The 15,753-nt window shown below is 67.4% G+C and carries 19 protein-coding genes and 3 tRNA genes; 18 read left to right on the top strand and 4 right to left on the bottom strand.

What is annotated here, in order from left to right:
* Positions 1–39: 39 nt before the first annotated feature.
* The 5 genes from ACSMFO_RS20085 (at position 40) to ACSMFO_RS20065 (ending at position 1,383) form a co-directional block, all read left to right on the top strand.
* Positions 40–112: transfer RNA gene (locus ACSMFO_RS20085), tRNA-Thr, on the top strand.
* Positions 113–161: 49 nt separating this feature from the next.
* Positions 162–234 (top strand) — tRNA-Met (locus ACSMFO_RS20080).
* Between the two features lie 45 nt (positions 235–279).
* Positions 280–444 (top strand): 50S ribosomal protein L33, encoded by a 165-nt coding sequence (gene rpmG, locus ACSMFO_RS20075; protein WP_005152047.1) that lies wholly within the window; start codon positions 280–282, stop codon positions 442–444.
* A gap of 88 nt (positions 445–532) precedes the next feature.
* The gene (locus tag ACSMFO_RS20070; RefSeq protein WP_037332761.1) at positions 533–982 is read left to right on the top strand and encodes a MaoC family dehydratase N-terminal domain-containing protein; all 450 of its coding nucleotides are present in this window, start codon (positions 533–535) and stop codon (positions 980–982) included.
* The gene (locus tag ACSMFO_RS20065; RefSeq protein ID WP_016331051.1) at positions 979–1,383 is read left to right on the top strand and encodes a MaoC family dehydratase; all 405 of its coding nucleotides are present in this window, start codon (positions 979–981) and stop codon (positions 1,381–1,383) included. The genes ACSMFO_RS20070 and ACSMFO_RS20065 overlap by 4 nt, the downstream gene beginning before the upstream one ends.
* 75 nt (positions 1,384–1,458) lie before the next feature.
* Here the strand turns inward: ACSMFO_RS20065 and ACSMFO_RS20060 are convergent, their stop codons facing one another.
* Positions 1,459–2,391, bottom strand: coding sequence for an SGNH/GDSL hydrolase family protein (locus tag ACSMFO_RS20060; protein WP_436460094.1), 933 nt, complete (start codon positions 2,389–2,391; stop codon positions 1,459–1,461).
* Between the two features lie 118 nt (positions 2,392–2,509).
* Between ACSMFO_RS20060 and ACSMFO_RS20055 the strand changes: the two genes are divergently transcribed.
* Positions 2,510–2,725, top strand: coding sequence for a hypothetical protein (locus ACSMFO_RS20055; protein ID WP_037332758.1), 216 nt, complete (start codon positions 2,510–2,512; stop codon positions 2,723–2,725).
* Between the two features lie 37 nt (positions 2,726–2,762).
* Here the strand turns inward: ACSMFO_RS20055 and ACSMFO_RS20050 are convergent, their stop codons facing one another.
* Positions 2,763–3,659: a TIGR03619 family F420-dependent LLM class oxidoreductase gene (locus ACSMFO_RS20050; protein ID WP_436460035.1), complete on the bottom strand. Its 897-nt coding sequence runs from the start codon at positions 3,657–3,659 to the stop codon at positions 2,763–2,765.
* Positions 3,656–4,885 (bottom strand): pyridoxal phosphate-dependent aminotransferase, encoded by a 1,230-nt coding sequence (locus tag ACSMFO_RS20045; RefSeq protein WP_436460034.1) that lies wholly within the window; start codon positions 4,883–4,885, stop codon positions 3,656–3,658. The genes ACSMFO_RS20050 and ACSMFO_RS20045 overlap by 4 nt, the downstream gene beginning before the upstream one ends.
* Positions 4,886–5,091: 206 nt before the next feature.
* Between ACSMFO_RS20045 and ACSMFO_RS20040 the strand changes: the two genes are divergently transcribed.
* The 6 genes from ACSMFO_RS20040 (at position 5,092) to ACSMFO_RS20015 (ending at position 8,727) form a co-directional block, all read left to right on the top strand.
* Positions 5,092–5,164 (top strand) — tRNA-Trp (locus ACSMFO_RS20040).
* 27 nt (positions 5,165–5,191) lie between these two features.
* On the top strand, positions 5,192–5,644 hold the full coding sequence (gene secE / locus ACSMFO_RS20035) for a preprotein translocase subunit SecE (RefSeq protein WP_037332751.1): 453 nt from the start codon (positions 5,192–5,194) through the stop codon (positions 5,642–5,644).
* Between the two features lie 78 nt (positions 5,645–5,722).
* Positions 5,723–6,577: a transcription termination/antitermination protein NusG gene (gene nusG, locus ACSMFO_RS20030; protein ID WP_038519897.1), complete on the top strand. Its 855-nt coding sequence runs from the start codon at positions 5,723–5,725 to the stop codon at positions 6,575–6,577.
* A gap of 78 nt (positions 6,578–6,655) precedes the next feature.
* The gene (rplK, locus tag ACSMFO_RS20025; protein ID WP_005152062.1) at positions 6,656–7,090 is read left to right on the top strand and encodes a 50S ribosomal protein L11; all 435 of its coding nucleotides are present in this window, start codon (positions 6,656–6,658) and stop codon (positions 7,088–7,090) included.
* 81 nt (positions 7,091–7,171) lie between these two features.
* Complete coding sequence (gene rplA, locus ACSMFO_RS20020) at positions 7,172–7,885, top strand: 50S ribosomal protein L1 (RefSeq protein ID WP_037332749.1); 714 nt, start codon at positions 7,172–7,174, stop codon at positions 7,883–7,885.
* A 77-nt stretch (positions 7,886–7,962) separates the two neighbouring features.
* Positions 7,963–8,727, top strand: a complete 765-nt coding sequence (locus tag ACSMFO_RS20015) for an alpha/beta fold hydrolase (protein ID WP_038519895.1) — start codon at positions 7,963–7,965, stop codon at positions 8,725–8,727.
* Between the two features lie 164 nt (positions 8,728–8,891).
* On the opposite strand, the gene ACSMFO_RS20010 is transcribed toward ACSMFO_RS20015, so the two are convergent.
* The gene (locus ACSMFO_RS20010) at positions 8,892–9,737 is read right to left on the bottom strand and encodes a hypothetical protein (RefSeq protein WP_038519893.1); all 846 of its coding nucleotides are present in this window, start codon (positions 9,735–9,737) and stop codon (positions 8,892–8,894) included.
* 329 nt (positions 9,738–10,066) lie between these two features.
* Between ACSMFO_RS20010 and rplJ the strand changes: the two genes are divergently transcribed.
* The 6 genes from rplJ to ACSMFO_RS19980 all read left to right on the top strand — a co-directional run bounded on the left by rplJ (position 10,067) and on the right by ACSMFO_RS19980 (position 15,684).
* Positions 10,067–10,618, top strand: coding sequence for a 50S ribosomal protein L10 (gene rplJ / locus ACSMFO_RS20005; protein WP_034304192.1), 552 nt, complete (start codon positions 10,067–10,069; stop codon positions 10,616–10,618).
* A 48-nt stretch (positions 10,619–10,666) separates the two neighbouring features.
* Positions 10,667–11,053, top strand: coding sequence for a 50S ribosomal protein L7/L12 (gene rplL / locus ACSMFO_RS20000; RefSeq protein ID WP_037332742.1), 387 nt, complete (start codon positions 10,667–10,669; stop codon positions 11,051–11,053).
* A 496-nt stretch (positions 11,054–11,549) separates the two neighbouring features.
* Positions 11,550–12,719, top strand: a complete 1,170-nt coding sequence (locus ACSMFO_RS19995) for an ABC transporter ATP-binding protein (protein WP_436460033.1) — start codon at positions 11,550–11,552, stop codon at positions 12,717–12,719.
* 38 nt (positions 12,720–12,757) lie between these two features.
* A complete protein-coding gene (locus ACSMFO_RS19990; RefSeq protein WP_125732839.1) occupies positions 12,758–13,510 on the top strand; it encodes an MlaE family ABC transporter permease in 753 nt (250 codons plus the stop codon).
* A gap of 3 nt (positions 13,511–13,513) precedes the next feature.
* Positions 13,514–14,350, top strand: coding sequence for an MlaE family ABC transporter permease (locus tag ACSMFO_RS19985; protein WP_063274319.1), 837 nt, complete (start codon positions 13,514–13,516; stop codon positions 14,348–14,350).
* Entirely contained in the window at positions 14,347–15,684 is a 1,338-nt protein-coding gene (locus ACSMFO_RS19980; protein ID WP_436460032.1) for an MCE family protein, read from the top strand. The genes ACSMFO_RS19985 and ACSMFO_RS19980 overlap by 4 nt, the downstream gene beginning before the upstream one ends.
* Positions 15,685–15,753 lie beyond the last annotated feature (69 nt).

The raw sequence follows: 15,753 nt of genomic DNA, 5'->3' as shown, positions 1-15,753 counted from the left end.
AGGACTTGCTAATCTTTCCAAGTCCTCGCGAGAGGCCAGGCCCCTTTAGCTCAGTCGGCAGAGCGTTTCCATGGTAAGGAAAAGGTCTACGGTTCGATTCCGTAAAGGGGCTCAGAACCTCAGCCGCGTCACGCAAGCGTGTCGCGGCCAGGTTCATGTAAGGCGGTGTAGCTCAGCTGGCAGAGCAAGCGGCTCATAATCGCTGTGTCGCCGGTTCAAGTCCGGCCACCGCTACGCGGTAATCCTGGGTATCCCAGGCCTAGTAGAGAAGGAAATGCTGTGGCTGCCACTGACGTGCGACCGAAGATCACGCTCGCGTGTGAGGAGTGCAAGCACCGCAACTACATCACCAAGAAGAACCGGCGCAACAACCCGGATCGCCTGGAGATGAAGAAGTTCTGCCCGAACTGCGGTACGCACCGGACTCACAAAGAGACCCGCTGAGCGTCTAGCGGTTCTACCTGTCTTACCCGAAGCCGCCCTGGTCACCAGGGCGGCTTCGGGTATTTTTCGGGTTCGGTAGCCTGCTCGGGTGGCCTTGGACCAGTCGTTCACCGGGCGGGTGTACCCGCCGACCAGTACCTATGAAGTGAGTCGCGAGAAGATCCGGGAGTTCGCCGACGCGCTCGGCGACACGAACCCGCTCTACCGCGACCCCGAAGCGGCGAAGGCGGCCGGCTACCCCGACGTCATCGCGCCGCCGACGTTCCTGACGATCATCAACCTCGCCTCGATCAACGCGATCGTCTCGGACCCCGAGCTGGGTCTCGACTACTCGCGGATGGTCCACGGCGATCAGCGGTTCACCTACACGCGGCCGGTGCACGCGGGCGACGTCCTGTCGCTCACCACGCATATCGACAACATCATGGCCCGCGCCGGGAACGACTTCATCAACCTGCGCGCCGAGATCTCCGGCGCCGACGGCGGCCTGATCGCCACCACGAACGCCCAGCTCGTGGTCCGAGGGGAGGACGCGTGAGCACGTTCACCGTCGGGGAAGAACTGACGCCGCTGACCATCGACGTCACCCGTGACCAGCTGGTGCGCTACGCCGGCGCGTCGCTCGACTTCAACCCCATCCACTGGAACGAGGCCTTCGCCAAGGAGGTCGGCCTTCCCGACGTCATCGCGCACGGGATGCTGACCATGGCGCTCGGCGCGCGACTCGTCACCGACTGGCTCGGCGACCCCGGACGCCTCGTCGACTACTTCGCGCGTTTCACGCGTCCTGTGGTCGTGCCGAACGAGGGCGCGGCGACGATCGAGTTCACCGGGAAGGTCGCCGTGGTCAACGACGACGGCACCGCCCGCGTCGACATCACCGCCAAGTTCGAGGGCAAGGCCGTTCTCGGCAAGGCGCAGGCGGTCGTCCGCAACTGACGCTCAGGGGAGCAAGGGACCTTTGCTACCACTCGCTTAGCGTGCCTAAGTAAGTGGTAGCAAAGGTCCCTTGCTCTACGCGAGCTTGAGCAGCTTCTCGAGGACTTCCGCCATCCCCGCCGCACCTCGGGCGTTCGGGTGCAGCGGCGCCGCGGGTACCGACGGCGCGGGGCCTTCGACCCAGCGCCGGTTCGCGGCGCTGCACATGTCCCGCCCCTTGCTCGCGGTCGACATGTCGGCGAAGCCCGCTTCGTGCGCCTTCGCGGTGTCCTGCAAGGCCGTGTTGAGCCGTTCGAGCGAGTCGCGGAAGTACGCCACGTCCCCCGCACCGACCGGCAGGACGGGCCAGCAACCGGCGTCGTCGTCCGGAAGCACCGTCGGGTACCCCACGACCACGATGCGCGCCGAAGAGGCCTTCGCGCGGATCTGGTCCAGGATCCCGCCGAGCCGGTCCGCCGCGGCGGTGATCCGTTCGGCGAGCTGGTCGCGTCCGCCCGCGGTCAGCTGGGTCTTGCAGGGCGAAGCGGTCTGCACCTGCGTCGCGCACTGGCTCGCGAAGCCGACGAAGCCCACGTCGTTGCCGCCGATCCCGACGGTCACCAGCGTCGTGTCGCCGTCGACGGCGTCGAGCTGGGGAGCGTTCGTGCCGTCACGGGTCTTCTGCTCGCCGGTGAGATGCTCGATCGTGGCGCCGCCGCAGCTGACGTCGACGAACTCGGCCGGACGCAGCTTCGCGGCGAGCAGGCTCGGGTAGTTGTTGTCCGAGCGATCGCAGCCCGCCGGCGCGCCCGCGGGCCGTCCGGTGCCCGGCGAGGCCGTGTAGGAGTCGCCCAGCGCCACGTACCGGCCCGCGCCGTCCGAAGTGGTGACCCCCGGCGGAGTCACCGCCGTTCCACGCTCCCAAAGGTGGTAAGCGATCCCCAGGACGGACAGCACGATCACCAGGAAGAGGCAGCCGCCGCCCGTTCTCCGCTGCGTCACCCGTTCGTTGTACGCGACCTGGGTCACGTTTGTCATCGGTCCGACCGTCGGTGAACTGAGCGTGAACGGGTGATCTCCGGTTGCCTGAGACGTGGATCACGTTCAGGGTGGAGCGCGTACCTGCCCCGAGGAAAGGCGGAAAACCGTGAGCCTGAACTTGAACAAGCTGGTGGACAAGGCATGGGAGGACAAGGGCATCGGTGAGCTGCTGGACGCGCCGCCGTCCGCGCTCGAAGGCCTGACCAAGAAGCACGACGAACTCCTCGCCGAGCTCAAGATCAAGACCATCCGGGATCTCGGCAACTGGAAGTACGCCGCGAAGGCCCACGCGCTCGTCCAGCTCGCCGACGGCGAATCCTGACCTTCTGAAGGCCCTTCCCGGCGAACGGGGAGGGCCTTCAGCCGTTCGGGACGAGGTCGCGCAGTTCGGCGGCGAGATCGAGGGCGTGCGTGACGTCCCGCGCGAGGTAGTGCGGGTCGACGAAGGCTTCGGTGATCCCGGTTTCGGCGGCCGCTTCCAGCTGGGCCGTGACGTCCTTGAGATCCGTCCCCGGCTTCGGGTTGATCCGCAGCACCCGGCGCAGCGTGCCGGGGTCGCGGCCCGCCTTCTCGGCCGCGGTCACCACGGTTCCCCAGAGCTTCGCGAGATACGGCGCGGGCAGTCCCGCCGGGAGCCAGCCGTCCGCGCGACGGCCGACACGATCCAGGGCAACGGGGGACAGCCCGCCGAGCAACACCGGCGGATGAGGGCGCTGAGCCGGTCGCAACCCCACTTTCGACGCCGGGATCCGCCAGCGTTCGCCTTCGTGCTCGACCGGGTCGCCGGTCCAGAACTTCCGGAGGACGTCGAGAAGCTCCTCCAGCTGCCCGCCGCGCCCCTTCCAGGGTGTGCCTGTCGCCGTGTACTCGTCGCGAAGCCAGCCGATGCCCAGCCCGACGTCCAGACGGCCACCGCTCACTTGATCCAGTGAAGTGAGCATCCTGGCGAGCACCACGGCCGGGTACACCGTCCCGGTGAGCGTGCTGGTGCCCAGCCGGACCTTGTTCGTGACGCTCGCGGCGACGGTCAGCAGGATCAGCGGATCGGCGAACGTGACGAATTCGGGCGGGTACGGCCGTTCCGGTGTGCCGCCGGGGTAGAAATCCGACGGCGAGACCGGCGCCAGCACCCGATCCCCGACCCACAAGGACTCGTAGCCGAGCTCTTCGGTCGCCGCGGCGAAACCGGTGACGGCGTCCATCGACGCCAGGGGACCGTACTGCGGAAGAGCGATTCCCAAGCGCACCACGGTCACCGTGCTTCCGCGAGCAGGCGGCCCATCCTGGCGATCCCCTCGGCGAGATCGTTTTCGTCCAGGGCATAGGAAATCCGGAAGTAGCCCGGTGTCCCGAACGCCTCGCCCGGCACCACGGCGACCTCGGCCTCGCGCAGGATCAGATCGGCCAGCGCCACCGTGTCGGCCGGACGTTCGCCGCGAATCTCCTTGCCCAGCAACGCTTTCACCGACGGATAAACGTAGAAAGCACCGAGGGGCACCGGAGTCTCGACTCCCGGGATCTCGGAAAGCAGGGACAGCGCCTTCTTCCGCCGGGCGTCGAACGCTTCGCGCATGGCGAAAACTGCGTCGAGCGGCCCGCTCACCGCGGCCAGCGCCGCGCGCTGCGCGACGTTCGAAACGTTGCCGCACAAGTGGGATTGGTACGCGGTCGCCGCCTTGACCACGTCCTGCGGGCCGAGCAGCCAGCCCACCCGCCAGCCGGTCATCGAGTACGTCTTCGCGACGCCGTTGAGGACGATGGTGCGGTCGGCGAGTTCCGGGACCAAGACCGGCATCGAGGGCGCTTCGGCGCCGTCGTAGACCAGGTGTTCGTAAATCTCGTCGGTGATCACCCAGAGGCCGTTTTCGTGCGCCCAGCGCCCGATTGCCTCGACCTGCTCGCGCGGGCAGACCGCGCCGGTCGGGTTCGACGGCGACACGAACAGCAGCACCTTCGTGCGCGGCGTCCTGGCGGCTTCGAGCTGCTCGACGGTGACCAGGTAGCCCGTCGTCTCGTCCGCCGTGACCTGCACCGGGACGCCGCCGGCGAGGGCGATCGACTCCGGGTACGTGGTCCAGTACGGCGAGGGCAGCAGCACCTCGTCGCCGGGGTCGAGCAGCGTCGCGAACGCCGAGTAGACCGCCTGCTTGCCGCCGTTGGTCACCAGGACGCGGCCGGGGTCGACCTCGAACCCGGAGTCGCGAACGGTCTTCGCCGCGATCGCCTCGCGCAGCTCCGGCAGCCCTCCCGCGGCGGTGTAGCCGTGATTGACCTTGTCGCGGACCGCCGCTTCGGCGGCTTCGAGCACGTTGGCCGGGGTGGGGAAGTCCGGCTGCCCCGCGCCGAACCCGATCACGGGACGGCCCTGCGCCTTGAGCTCCCGGGCCTTCGCGTCGACGGCCAGCGTGGCCGACGGCGTGATGCCGCCGATGCGGGCCGAAACGCGAGCGGCGGGCGAAGGCGAGGGTGCGGGAGCGCTCATGGCGACATCGTGGCACGATCATGGGGTCGGCCGTGGGGGAGTTTCCCCGCGGAAGGCTGCTCCGCGCCGCTTTGAGGGGCGCGGTTGCGAAGCTGTTCGGGGGTTGCCGTAGACTTCTGGTCTCGGAACGCACTACGGTCATCCCCGCCACGGCGGTGGGGACGATGGAATGCGTCCTCGGGAGCTCCAGAGCATCGGGGTTCCAAAGGGGTGTAGCTCAATTGGCAGAGCAGCGGTCTCCAAAACCGCAGGTTGCAGGTTCAAGTCCTGTCACCCCTGCGTAAGCGAACTGGTGAAGGCGGAGGAGTGGTCGTGAGCGACAGCGACGCCAGCGGTGAGAAGGCGCAGGACGACGCCGGGCAGAAGCCCGACGAGCAGTCCCGCCCGGTGACCGCCGCTGCCCGGCGTGAGCGCCGTGCGTCCGCGCGCCCGTCCGGTAAGGCCGACGCCAAGTCGGACGACAAGACCCGCCCCGCCGGCAAGGCGAAGGCCGGGGACAAGACCGAGAAGTCCAAGGACGCCAAAGGCACGGCGACCCCGAAGCGCGACCGCAAGCCGAAGCAGGCGTCGATCTTCGCCCGGCTCATGCGCTTCATCCGTGAGGTCTGGGCCGAGCTGCGCAAGGTCATCTGGCCGAACCGCAAGCAGATGGTCACCTACACCGCGGTGGTGCTGGTCTTCGTGGTGTTCATGGTGGCGCTGGTGAGCGGCCTCGACCTGGCCTTCAAAGAGGTCGTCGGTGCCGTCTTCGGCAGCTGAGGCAGCCGTTCGCGGTGTCTGAGGGCGCCGCACGGTGGCCTCTGCGCCACGGCAACCGATCAACTGAGAGGACGGAACGTGACCTCCGAGAACGGCACAGCAGCCGGTCATGAGCTGACCGAGCTTTCCGACGAGCAGGTGCACGCGGCACTCGGCGACGAGCAGTCCGAGCACCTGGACTCCGTCGAGGTGCCCGCCGCAGGCGACGAGGTCGACGAAGCCGGAGATGTCGCGGAGGCCGACGAGGCGTCCGTCGAGACCGACGACACCGAGGACGACGACACCGCCGCCGCGCCCGAGGCCGACGAGGACGTCGACCCGGTCGCCAAACTGCGCGCGGAACTCAACGCCGCTCCCGGTGAGTGGTACGTCGTGCACTCGTACGCGGGTTACGAGAACAAGGTGAAGACCAACCTCGAGACCCGGACCCAGACGCTGGACGTCGAGGACTACATCTTCCAGATCGAGGTCCCGACCGAAGAGGTCACCGAGATCAAGAACGGCCAGCGCAAGCAGGTGCAGCGCAAGGTGCTGCCCGGCTACATCCTGGTCCGCATGGACCTGAACGACGCCTCGTGGAGCGCGGTGCGCAACACGCCGGGTGTCACCGGGTTCGTCGGCGCCACGTCGCGTCCGTCGCCGCTGACCGTGGACGAGGTGCTCAAGTTCCTCGCGCCCAAGGTCGAGACGGCCGCCCCCGCCAAGCCCGGCAAGGGCGAGGCCGCTTCCGCCGAGTCGCAGCTGGGTGCCCCCGCGGTCGAGGTGGACTTCGAGGTCGGCGAGTCGGTCACCGTCATGGACGGCCCGTTCGCGACGCTGCCCGCGACGATCTCCGAGGTCAACGTGGACGGACAGAAGCTGAAGGTCCTGGTGTCGATCTTCGGCCGGGAGACCCCGGTCGAGCTGTCGTTCAACCAGGTCTCCAAGATCTGACGGCCGCCAGACGGCCGGCAGTCCCCGCGTACTGGCAGGTGTGCGGGGGACTCAAGTCAGTAAGAAGGAACAAACGAAATGCCACCCAAGAAGAAGAAGCTTGCGGCGATCATCAAGCTGCAGATCAAGGCGGGTGCGGCCAACCCCGCGCCGCCGGTCGGCCCCGCGCTGGGTCAGCACGGCGTCAACATCATGGAGTTCTGCAAGGCCTACAACGCCGCGACCGAGTCGCAGCGCGGGGACGTCGTCCCGGTCGAGATCTCCGTGTACGAAGACCGCACGTTCGACTTCAAGCTCAAGACGCCGCCGGCCGCGAAGCTGCTGCTGAAGGCCGCGGGCGTGGAGAAGGGTTCCGGCGAGCCGCACAAGACCAAGGTCGCCAAGGTCACCTGGGACCAGGTCCGCGACATCGCGAAGACCAAGGAATCCGACCTGAACGCGCACGACATCGACCAGGCCGCGAAGATCATCGCCGGCACCGCCCGTTCGATGGGCATCACGGTCGTCGACTGAGTTCCACCCAGCACCACCGTGGGAGAGCCAGTGCTGGCTCCAACACCACACTGATCCGTTGAAGAGTTAAGGACAGAAGCAATGCCCAAGCACAGCAAGGCCTACCGTCAGGCTCTTGAGCTGGTGGACCGCGAGCGGCTCTACGCCCCGCTCGAGGCTGCGAAGCTGGCCAAGGAGACCTCCTCCAAGAAGATGGACGCCACCGTCGAGGTCGCCATGCGCCTCGGTGTCGACCCTCGCAAGGCCGACCAGATGGTCCGCGGCACCGTGAACCTGCCGCACGGCACCGGTAAGACCGCCCGCGTCATCGTTTTCGCCGTTGGCGACAAGGCCGCTGAGGCCGAGGCCGCCGGCGCGGACGTGGTCGGCACGGACGAACTGATCGAGCGCATCCAGGGTGGCTGGCTCGAGTTCGACGCCGCGATCGCGACGCCGGACCAGATGGCCAAGGTCGGCCGTATCGCCCGCATCCTCGGCCCGCGTGGCCTGATGCCGAACCCGAAGACCGGCACCGTGACCCCCGCGGTCGCGAAGGCCGTCTCGGACATCAAGGGCGGTAAGATCAACTTCCGCGTGGACAAGCAGGCCAACCTGCACTTCGTCATCGGCAAGGCCTCGTTCGACACCGACAAGCTGGTGGAGAACTACGCGGCCGCGCTGGACGAGATCCTGCGTGCCAAGCCCTCGTCGGCGAAGGGTCGCTACCTGAAGAAGGTCACGATCTCCACGACGATGGGCCCGGGTGTCCCGGTCGACCCGGCCCGCACCCGCAACCTCCTCTCCGAGGACGCGTGAGTCTGAGTTAGACATCACTGAGAAGGGGGCGGTCCCGCTACGGCGGGGCCGCCCCCTTTTCGTGTTTGCTGGAGGGCATGCCTACCTTCGCGTCCTTCGACGGGCTTCAGCTGAGCTACACCGTGTGGGAAGGCCGTGGGCGCCCGGTACTGCTGCAACACGGCTTCGCCGCGGACACGAACGCCAACTGGATCGCTCCCGGCGTCGTCGACACCCTCCAGGACGCGGGGCTGACCGTGATCAGCCTGGACGCGCGCGGCCACGGGCGGTCGGCGAAACCGCACGACGAGGCGAGCTACGGCGATGACGCGATGGTGCGTGACGTGTCGGCGCTGCTCGACTCCCTGGGGCTCGACGAGGTGTCGATGGTCGGCTACTCGATGGGCGCGATGATCGCACTCGGCGCGGTGGCCGCGGACCCGCGGATCCGGTGCCTCGCGATCGGCGGGGTCGGGTCGGGGATCGTCGACTTCGGCGGCGTCGACACCCGCGTCGTCACGCCTGAGGCGATCAGCGAGGCGCTGCTCGCTTCGGACCCTTCGACGCTTCCGCCGTCTTCGGCGCCTTTCCGGGCGCTGGCCGACGCGTTGCGGGCGGACCGGATCGCGCTGGCGGCCGTCGCGCGCGGGACGGCGAATCCGAAACTGGACCTGACGGCGATCGCCGTGCCGACCCTGATCCTCGCCGGGGACACCGACCCGCTGGCCGCGGAACCCGAACGCCTGGCCGCCGCCATCGCCGGCGCCCGCCTCGTGCGCGTCCCCGGCGATCACATGGCCGCCGTCATGCACCCCGCCTTCGGCTCCGCCCTTACCGGCTTCCTGACTTCGCACGACCTCTGACGCGACCTGCGTTTAGCCCCCTAATCGCGATCCGGCGCCCGCACCTGCGTTTCGCGGGCTAATCGCGATCTGGGGTGCGGACCTGCGTTTCGCGGGCTAATCGCGACCTGGCGGGCGCGTCGCCTTTAGCGGGCTAAACGCGATCTGGGGGGAAGACGTGCAGGTCAGTTGCCGGTGGGTGGGGCGGGGCAGGGGTCGGGAGAGTTCGCGTGGCCGGTGATCAGCCACTGGCCCATCTCGACTTCCTGCAGGGTGAAGCTGCCCAGCAGAGGGCCACCGCGGATGTTGTACCAGCACGAGTGGATCGTCAGGTTCTGCCGTGGGACCACGCTCGACATCGGGCGCACCGCGTAGATGTACGGCGTGATGTCGGTGACCTTGGCGTTCAGCGCCGGCACGGCGGTCGCGCAGTCCGGATAGCCGAGGTCGCGGGCGAACTGGGCCTGCGCCTGTTCGCTCATCGACAGGCAGACCTTTTCGACGCGGGTAGCGGGCGGGTACGGCTTGCCGATCGTGTCGTAGATGGCCCGCACGGCTTCCCAAGGATTGGTCGAGAGCACCTGGTTGGTGTGGTGCTTGCCGCCGCCGCCCTGGACGAACGTCGCCGTGTCCTGCCCGGCGTCGCTCGGGAAGATCTGCCGATAGACGATGGTGGCGCCGACGCAGAGCAGCACGATCACGATGATCCAGGCGAGAAGTTTCCCGCCCAGACGTCGCAGCCAGCGCGGCATGCGCGGGCGAGGGGCGTGCACGAGTTCGCCGGGCGGCGGTCCCGGAGGTGCCGGTGGCTGCCCGCCGTAGTGCTGGGTCACGGGCTGCGTGGTCTGTGACGGCACGAGGCCCTGCTGCTGCGCCTCGGTGAACTTCAGATAGTCCTGGAACTGCTGAAACTGCTGGAACTGGCGCAGTTGCTCCTCATCCAGCCGGGGCGCGGGCTGACCTCCCGCCTTGGGCTCGATGTCCGTGCCGGGCTCGCTACCCGGCTTTCCGTCATCACGCTGCTCCGCCACGTCACCATGATGCCTCGCGAGGCCTCCCGCGCACTCCGCCGGTCGCGTTTAGCCCGCTAAACGCGCTCCGGAAGGGGGTCCGTGCGGAGGGCGGAAGAGGGTCACGTACTCTTGTCAAGGTTCTACCGAAGACCGCTGGTCTTCTCCTGGTCATACGGCCTGGAGAACGAAGGCCCCGCTAGGGCGGGCGACCCGCGCAGGAGGAACGAGGCTCGTCCACGACGCACGTCGTCGTGTGCCCTGACGCCCCGCGCCTGTCTGCGCCGGGGCGTTTCGTCGTTTCAGGGCTCTCAAGGCCAGTGGACCACTAGCCAAGAGAGGAGGCGACCATGGCGAAGCCCGACAAGGAGGCGGCCGTCGCCGAGATCGCGGAGAGCTTCCGCAGCAGCTCGGCCACAGTCGTTACCCAGTACACCGGCCTCTCCGTGTCCCAGCTGTCCCAGCTGCGCCGCGCTCTCGGCACCAATGCCAAGTACCGGGTCGCGAAGAACACCCTCGTCAAGCGTGCCGCCACGGACGCCGGCATCGAGGGTCTCGAGGACCTGTTCGTCGGCCCGACCGCGATCGCCTTCGTCGAAGGTGAAGCTGTTGACGCCGCGAAGGCGCTTCGCGACTTCGCGAAGGACAACAACGCGCTTGTGATCAAGGGCGGCTACATGGACGGCAAGACGCTGTCCGTGGACGAGATCACCAAGATCGCCGATCTCGACAGCCGTGAGGTCCTGCTCGCCAAGGCGGCGGGCGCGTTCAAGGCGAAGCTGTCCCAGGCCGCCGCGCTGTTCCAGGCGCCGGCGTCCCAGGTCGCTCGCCTGGCTGCCGCGCTGGAGGAGAAGCAGCGCAACGCCGGTACCGAAGCAGCCGAAGCACCCGCCGAGAGCTGAACACCCCCCACCCCGAACTTTTAGTTCGTTTCAGAGAGGAAAGCCACCATGGCGAAGCTGAGCACCGCCGAGCTGATCGACGCTTTCAAGGAGCTCACCCTTCTTGAGCTGTCCGAGTTCGTCAAGGAATTCGAGACCACCTTCGACGTGACCGCGGCCGCCCCGGCTGCCGTCGTCGCCGCCGCCCCGGGTGCCGCCCCCGCCGCGGCCGCCGAGGAGCAGGACGAGTTCGACGTCGTTCTCGAGTCCGCCGGTGACAAGAAGATCCAGGTCATCAAGGTCGTCCGTGAGGTCGTCTCGGGTCTGGGCCTGAAGGAGGCCAAGGAGCTGGTCGAGGCCGCTCCCAAGGCTCTCCTGGAGAAGGTCGACAAGGAGGCCGCCGAGGCCGCCAAGGAGAAGCTCGAGGCCGCGGGCGCCAAGATCGCCATCAAGTGATCTCGGGCGCGTCAGCGCCTACCGCAGCACCGTCGAAGGGGCGGGCATCCACACGGGTGCCCGCCCCTTCGCTGTCCCCACGACCTGCGTTTAGCCCCCTAATCGCGACGCGTAGCAAGGCTAAGCATTCGGGTGCGTCAGGGCACCGGATCGCGTTTAGCCCGCGAAACGCGATCCGTGTGGCGCGGAGGTGCCCTGGAGGCCTGACCTGCGTTTAGCCCCCTAAACGCGATCCGGCCTGGGCGGGGCTGGTCGTGGATCTGCGCGTGGGAGTGACGTGCACTACGGTGCTGCAAGCGGTGCACGGGCAGGCGGCGGGCTGTGCGAAAAGTTACCCGCGGGTCTGGCCAGAAAAGAAAACTGGTGAGTAACCTGTTCGCACTCAGCTCGTTGCACCTGGTTGACGCGGGTATCGCTGCGCGAACGCATGCGTCCTCTCGGGCCAGTGGCACGGGAAGGCAGTGCGCGACGACGCGGAACAGCTCCTGGAGGTGCGATGGGTGCCGAGGTGGTCATCGAAGGTCTTTCCAAGTCCTTCGGTAAGCAGGCCATCTGGCGGGACGTCACGCTGACCCTGCCTCCGGGCGAGGTCTCGGCGATGCTCGGTCCGTCCGGAACCGGTAAGTCCGTCTTCTTGAAGTCGATGATCGGTCTGCTCAAGCCCGACAAGGGCCGGTGCATGATCAACGGCGTCGACATCGTGACGTGCTCCGAACACCAGCTCTACGAGGTGCGCAAGCTCTTCGGCGTCCTTTTCCAGGACGGCGCGCTGTTCGGTTCGATGAACCTCTACGACAACGTGGCCTTCCCCTTGCGGGAGCACACGAAGAAGTCGGAGACCGAGGTCCGCCGGATCGTGCTCGAGAAGCTCGAGATGACCGGTCTCAACGGCGCCGACAAGAAGCTGCCCGGCGAGATCTCCGGCGGTATGCGCAAACGCGCCGGTCTCGCCCGCGCGCTGGTGCTGGACCCGCAGATCATCCTGGTCGACGAGCCGGACTCCGGTCTCGACCCGGTCCGCACCACCTACATCTCCCAGCTCTTCCTCGACGTCAACGCGCAGATCGACGCGACGTTCCTGATCGTCACGCACAACATCAACCTCGCCCGCACCGTCCCGGACAACCTGGGCATGCTCTTCCGCAAGGAACTGGTCATGTTCGGTCCGCGCGAGGTGCTGCTGACCAGCGAGGAGCCGGTCGTCAAGCAGTTCCTCAACGGCAAGATGGACGGCCCCATCGGCATGAGCGAGGAGAAGGACTCGGCCCAGCTCGCCGCGGAGCGCGCGATGTTCGAGGCCGGTCACCACTCGGGCGGTGTCGAGGACGTCAGCGGGGTGCCGCCGCAGATGCAGCCGACGCCCGGCGTGCCGACCCGGATGGGCGCGGTCCGCCGCAAGGACCGCGTCATGCAGATCCTGCACGGTCTCCCGCCCGAGGCGCAGCAGAGCATCATCGAGTCGCTTTCCCCGGAGGAGCAGCAGCGCTACGGCGTCCGCCCGCAGCGTCTCGCCACCGTCGGCCACCGGTCGGCGCCGGTCGACAGCTCGATCCCGAACCACCACCAGGGCCAGCTGCCCGACGACCAGGTCGCCCACATCCCGCATCCCGGGAGAGCGGGCAACCACCGCTTGCGGCCACAAGATCCGGGGTCAGGTGGCGCGTGAGCTCTCCCGCTTCATCGGCGAAGATCCCCGGAATCGGCATGGTGCGCGAGACCGGGAACCTGTTCGCTCTCGGCCTCGACATCGTTCGTGGCATCTTCCAGCGCCCGTTCCAGCTGCGGGAGTTCATCCAGCAGGCCTGGTTCATCGCGAGCGTCACGATCCTGCCGACGGCGCTCGTCGCGATCCCGTTCGGCGCGGTCATCTCGCTGCAGTTCGGTTCGCTCGCCCGCCAGCTCGGCGCCCAGTCCTACACGGGCGCCGGGTCGGTGCTCGCCACCGTGCAGCAGGCCAGTCCGCTGGTCACGGCGCTGCTGGTCGCGGGCGCCGGCGGTAGCGCGGTCTGCGCGGACATCGGCGCGCGGACCATCCGCGAGGAGATCGACGCCATGGAGGTGCTCGGCGTCTCCGCGGTGCAGCGGCTGATCGTGCCGCGTGTGCTCGCGATGATGCTGGTGGCGCTCCTGCTGAACGGCATGGTCAGCGTCATCGGCGTGCTCGGCGGGTACTTCTTCAACGTCGTCCTCCAGGGCGGGACGCCGGGTGCGTACCTGGCGAGCTTCTCCGCGCTGGCCCAGCTGCCGGACCTCTGGGTCGGCGAGCTGAAGGCGCTGATCTTCGGCTTCATCGCCGCGGTCGTCGCCTCCTACCGGGGACTGAACCCGTCCGGCGGCCCGAAGGGTGTCGGCGACGCGGTGAACCAGTCGGTCGTCATCACGTTCCTCATGCTGTTCGTGGTGAACTTCGTGATCACGCTGATCTACCTGCAGATCGTGCCCGGAAAGCTGGACTGACGCATGACCTTCCTTACACGCGCCAAGGGGGTTGCCAACCGTCCTTTGCAGACACTGGACAACCTCGGTGACCAGATGTCGTTCTACGGCCGCGCGTTGCTGTGGACGCCGAGGACGCTTCGCCGCTACATGAAAGAAGTCCTGAGGCTGCTCGCCGAAGTGAGCTTCGGTTCCGGCTCGCTCGCCGTCATCGGCGGCACGGTCGGCGTGATGGTCGGCTTGACCCTGTTCACCGGTGTCCTCGTCGGTCTCCAGGGCTACTCGGCGCTGAACTCGATCGGCACCTCGGCCTTCACCGGCTTCCTGACCGCGTTCTTCAACACCCGCGAGATCGCCCCGCTGGTCGCCGGCCTCGCGCTTTCGGCGACCGTCGGCGCGGGCTTCACCGCCCAGCTGGGCGCCATGCGGATCTCGGAGGAGATCGACGCGCTCGAGGTCATGGGCGTGCCGAGCCTGCCGTACCTGGTGACGACGCGGATCATCGCCGGTTTCGTCGCGGTCATCCCGCTGTACGTCATCGGCCTGCTGAGTTCGTATCTCGCGTCGCGGTTGGTCGTTATCTACATCTACAACCAGTCAGCGGGTACCTACGACCATTATTTCGACCTGTTCCTACCACCACAGGATGTGTTGTATTCGTTCATCAAGGTGCTGTTGTTCAGCGTCTTGATCATCCTGTCCCATTGCTATTTCGGATACCGGGCCTCCGGTGGCCCCGCCGGTGTCGGCGTGGCCGTCGGTAAAGCGGTCCGGCTGAGCATCGTCACGGTGTCCATCATGAACTTCTTCATCGGTTTCGCGATCTGGGGAACCGACGTCACGGTGAGGATCGCAGGATGATCGCGACAGTCCGGCGCAGGCTACTGGGCCTGCTTCTGGTCGCCGTGCTCATCGGCGGAGTGGCGCTGAGCATCGCGCTGTACCAAAGGGCGTTCACGCCCGTCGTCAGCGTGAAGCTCCAGTCGGGCAACATCGGGAACCAGTTGCTGAAGCAGTCCGATGTGAAGGTCCGCGGCCTCATCGTCGGTTCGGTCCAGGACATCGCCGCGACGCCGGACGGTGCCGAGCTCACGCTCGCGCTGAATCCCGAGTCGGCGAAACTGATCCCGCAGAACGTTTCGGCGCGATTCCTGCCGAAGACGTTGTTCGGTGAGCGTTTCGTTTCCCTGGAGATCCCGGACGCGCCGTCGGAGAAGACGATCGCCGAAGGCGACGTGATCACTCAGGACCGTACGTCCGGCGCGGTCGAGCTGGAGCAGGCCTTCGCTCATCTGATGCCGGTCTTGCAGGCGGTCCAGCCGCAGAAGCTGTCGAGCACGCTTTCGGCGATCTCCACCGCCCTCAACGGCCGCGGTGACCAGCTCGGCGACACCCTCGCGCAGCTCGGTGACTACGTCGGGCAGCTGAACCCGCACGAGCCGAAGCTCCAGCAGAACCTCAAAGAGCTCGCGAAGTTCTCGGACAACCTCAACGCCGTCGCCCCGGACCTGGTGCAGACCTTGGACAACCTGAGCACCACCACCCGCACCGTGGTGGACCAGAAGATGAACCTGGCGAACCTCTACGGCAGCGTCACGCAGGCTTCGGTCGATCTGCAGACGTTCCTGCAGAACAACGCCGACAACCTGATCCGGCTCGCCGACACGGCCCGCCCGACGGCGGAGCTGCTCGCGAAGTACGCGCCGGAATACCCGTGCGTGATCGGGCAGATGGCGGCCAACCTGCCGAAGATCGACAAGGCGCTCGGCAAGGGCACCGACCGGCCCGGTCTGCACGCGACCATCGAGGTCACCGTCAACCGCGGGCCGTACCTGCCGGGCAAGGACGAGCCGCGGTTCGAGGACAAACGCGGTCCGCGCTGCTACGACCTGAAGCAGTTCCCGGACCCGTTCCCGCAGTACCCTCCGGACGGTCCGATCAAGGACGGCAGCACGGTCAAACAGCCGGCACGCTCGGCGAACGACGGCCTTTCGCCGTCGAACGGCTTCGCGAACATCGGCGGTTACAACGGCGGAGGTGCGCCTGGCGGTAGCCCGTCCTACAGCGCGTCCGAATCGGACTTCCTCGCGCAGCTGGTCGCGCCGCAGGTCGGCATGTCCGCCTCGGACGTGCCCGGCTGGGGATCGCTGCTCGTCGGTCCGCTCTATCGGGGAGCGGAGGTGCACGTCCAGTGAGGGGATTGGTTCTCGCGCCCCGCTGCGAAAAGGTGATCGACACGCGCGCGCCCCGGCCGAAGGCCTCGC

The organism is Amycolatopsis sp. w19, from assembly GCF_051373225.1.
Taxonomy (GTDB): Bacteria; Actinomycetota; Actinomycetes; order Mycobacteriales; family Pseudonocardiaceae; genus Amycolatopsis; species Amycolatopsis japonica.
This window is presented reverse-complemented; position numbering and strand designations above follow the sequence as displayed.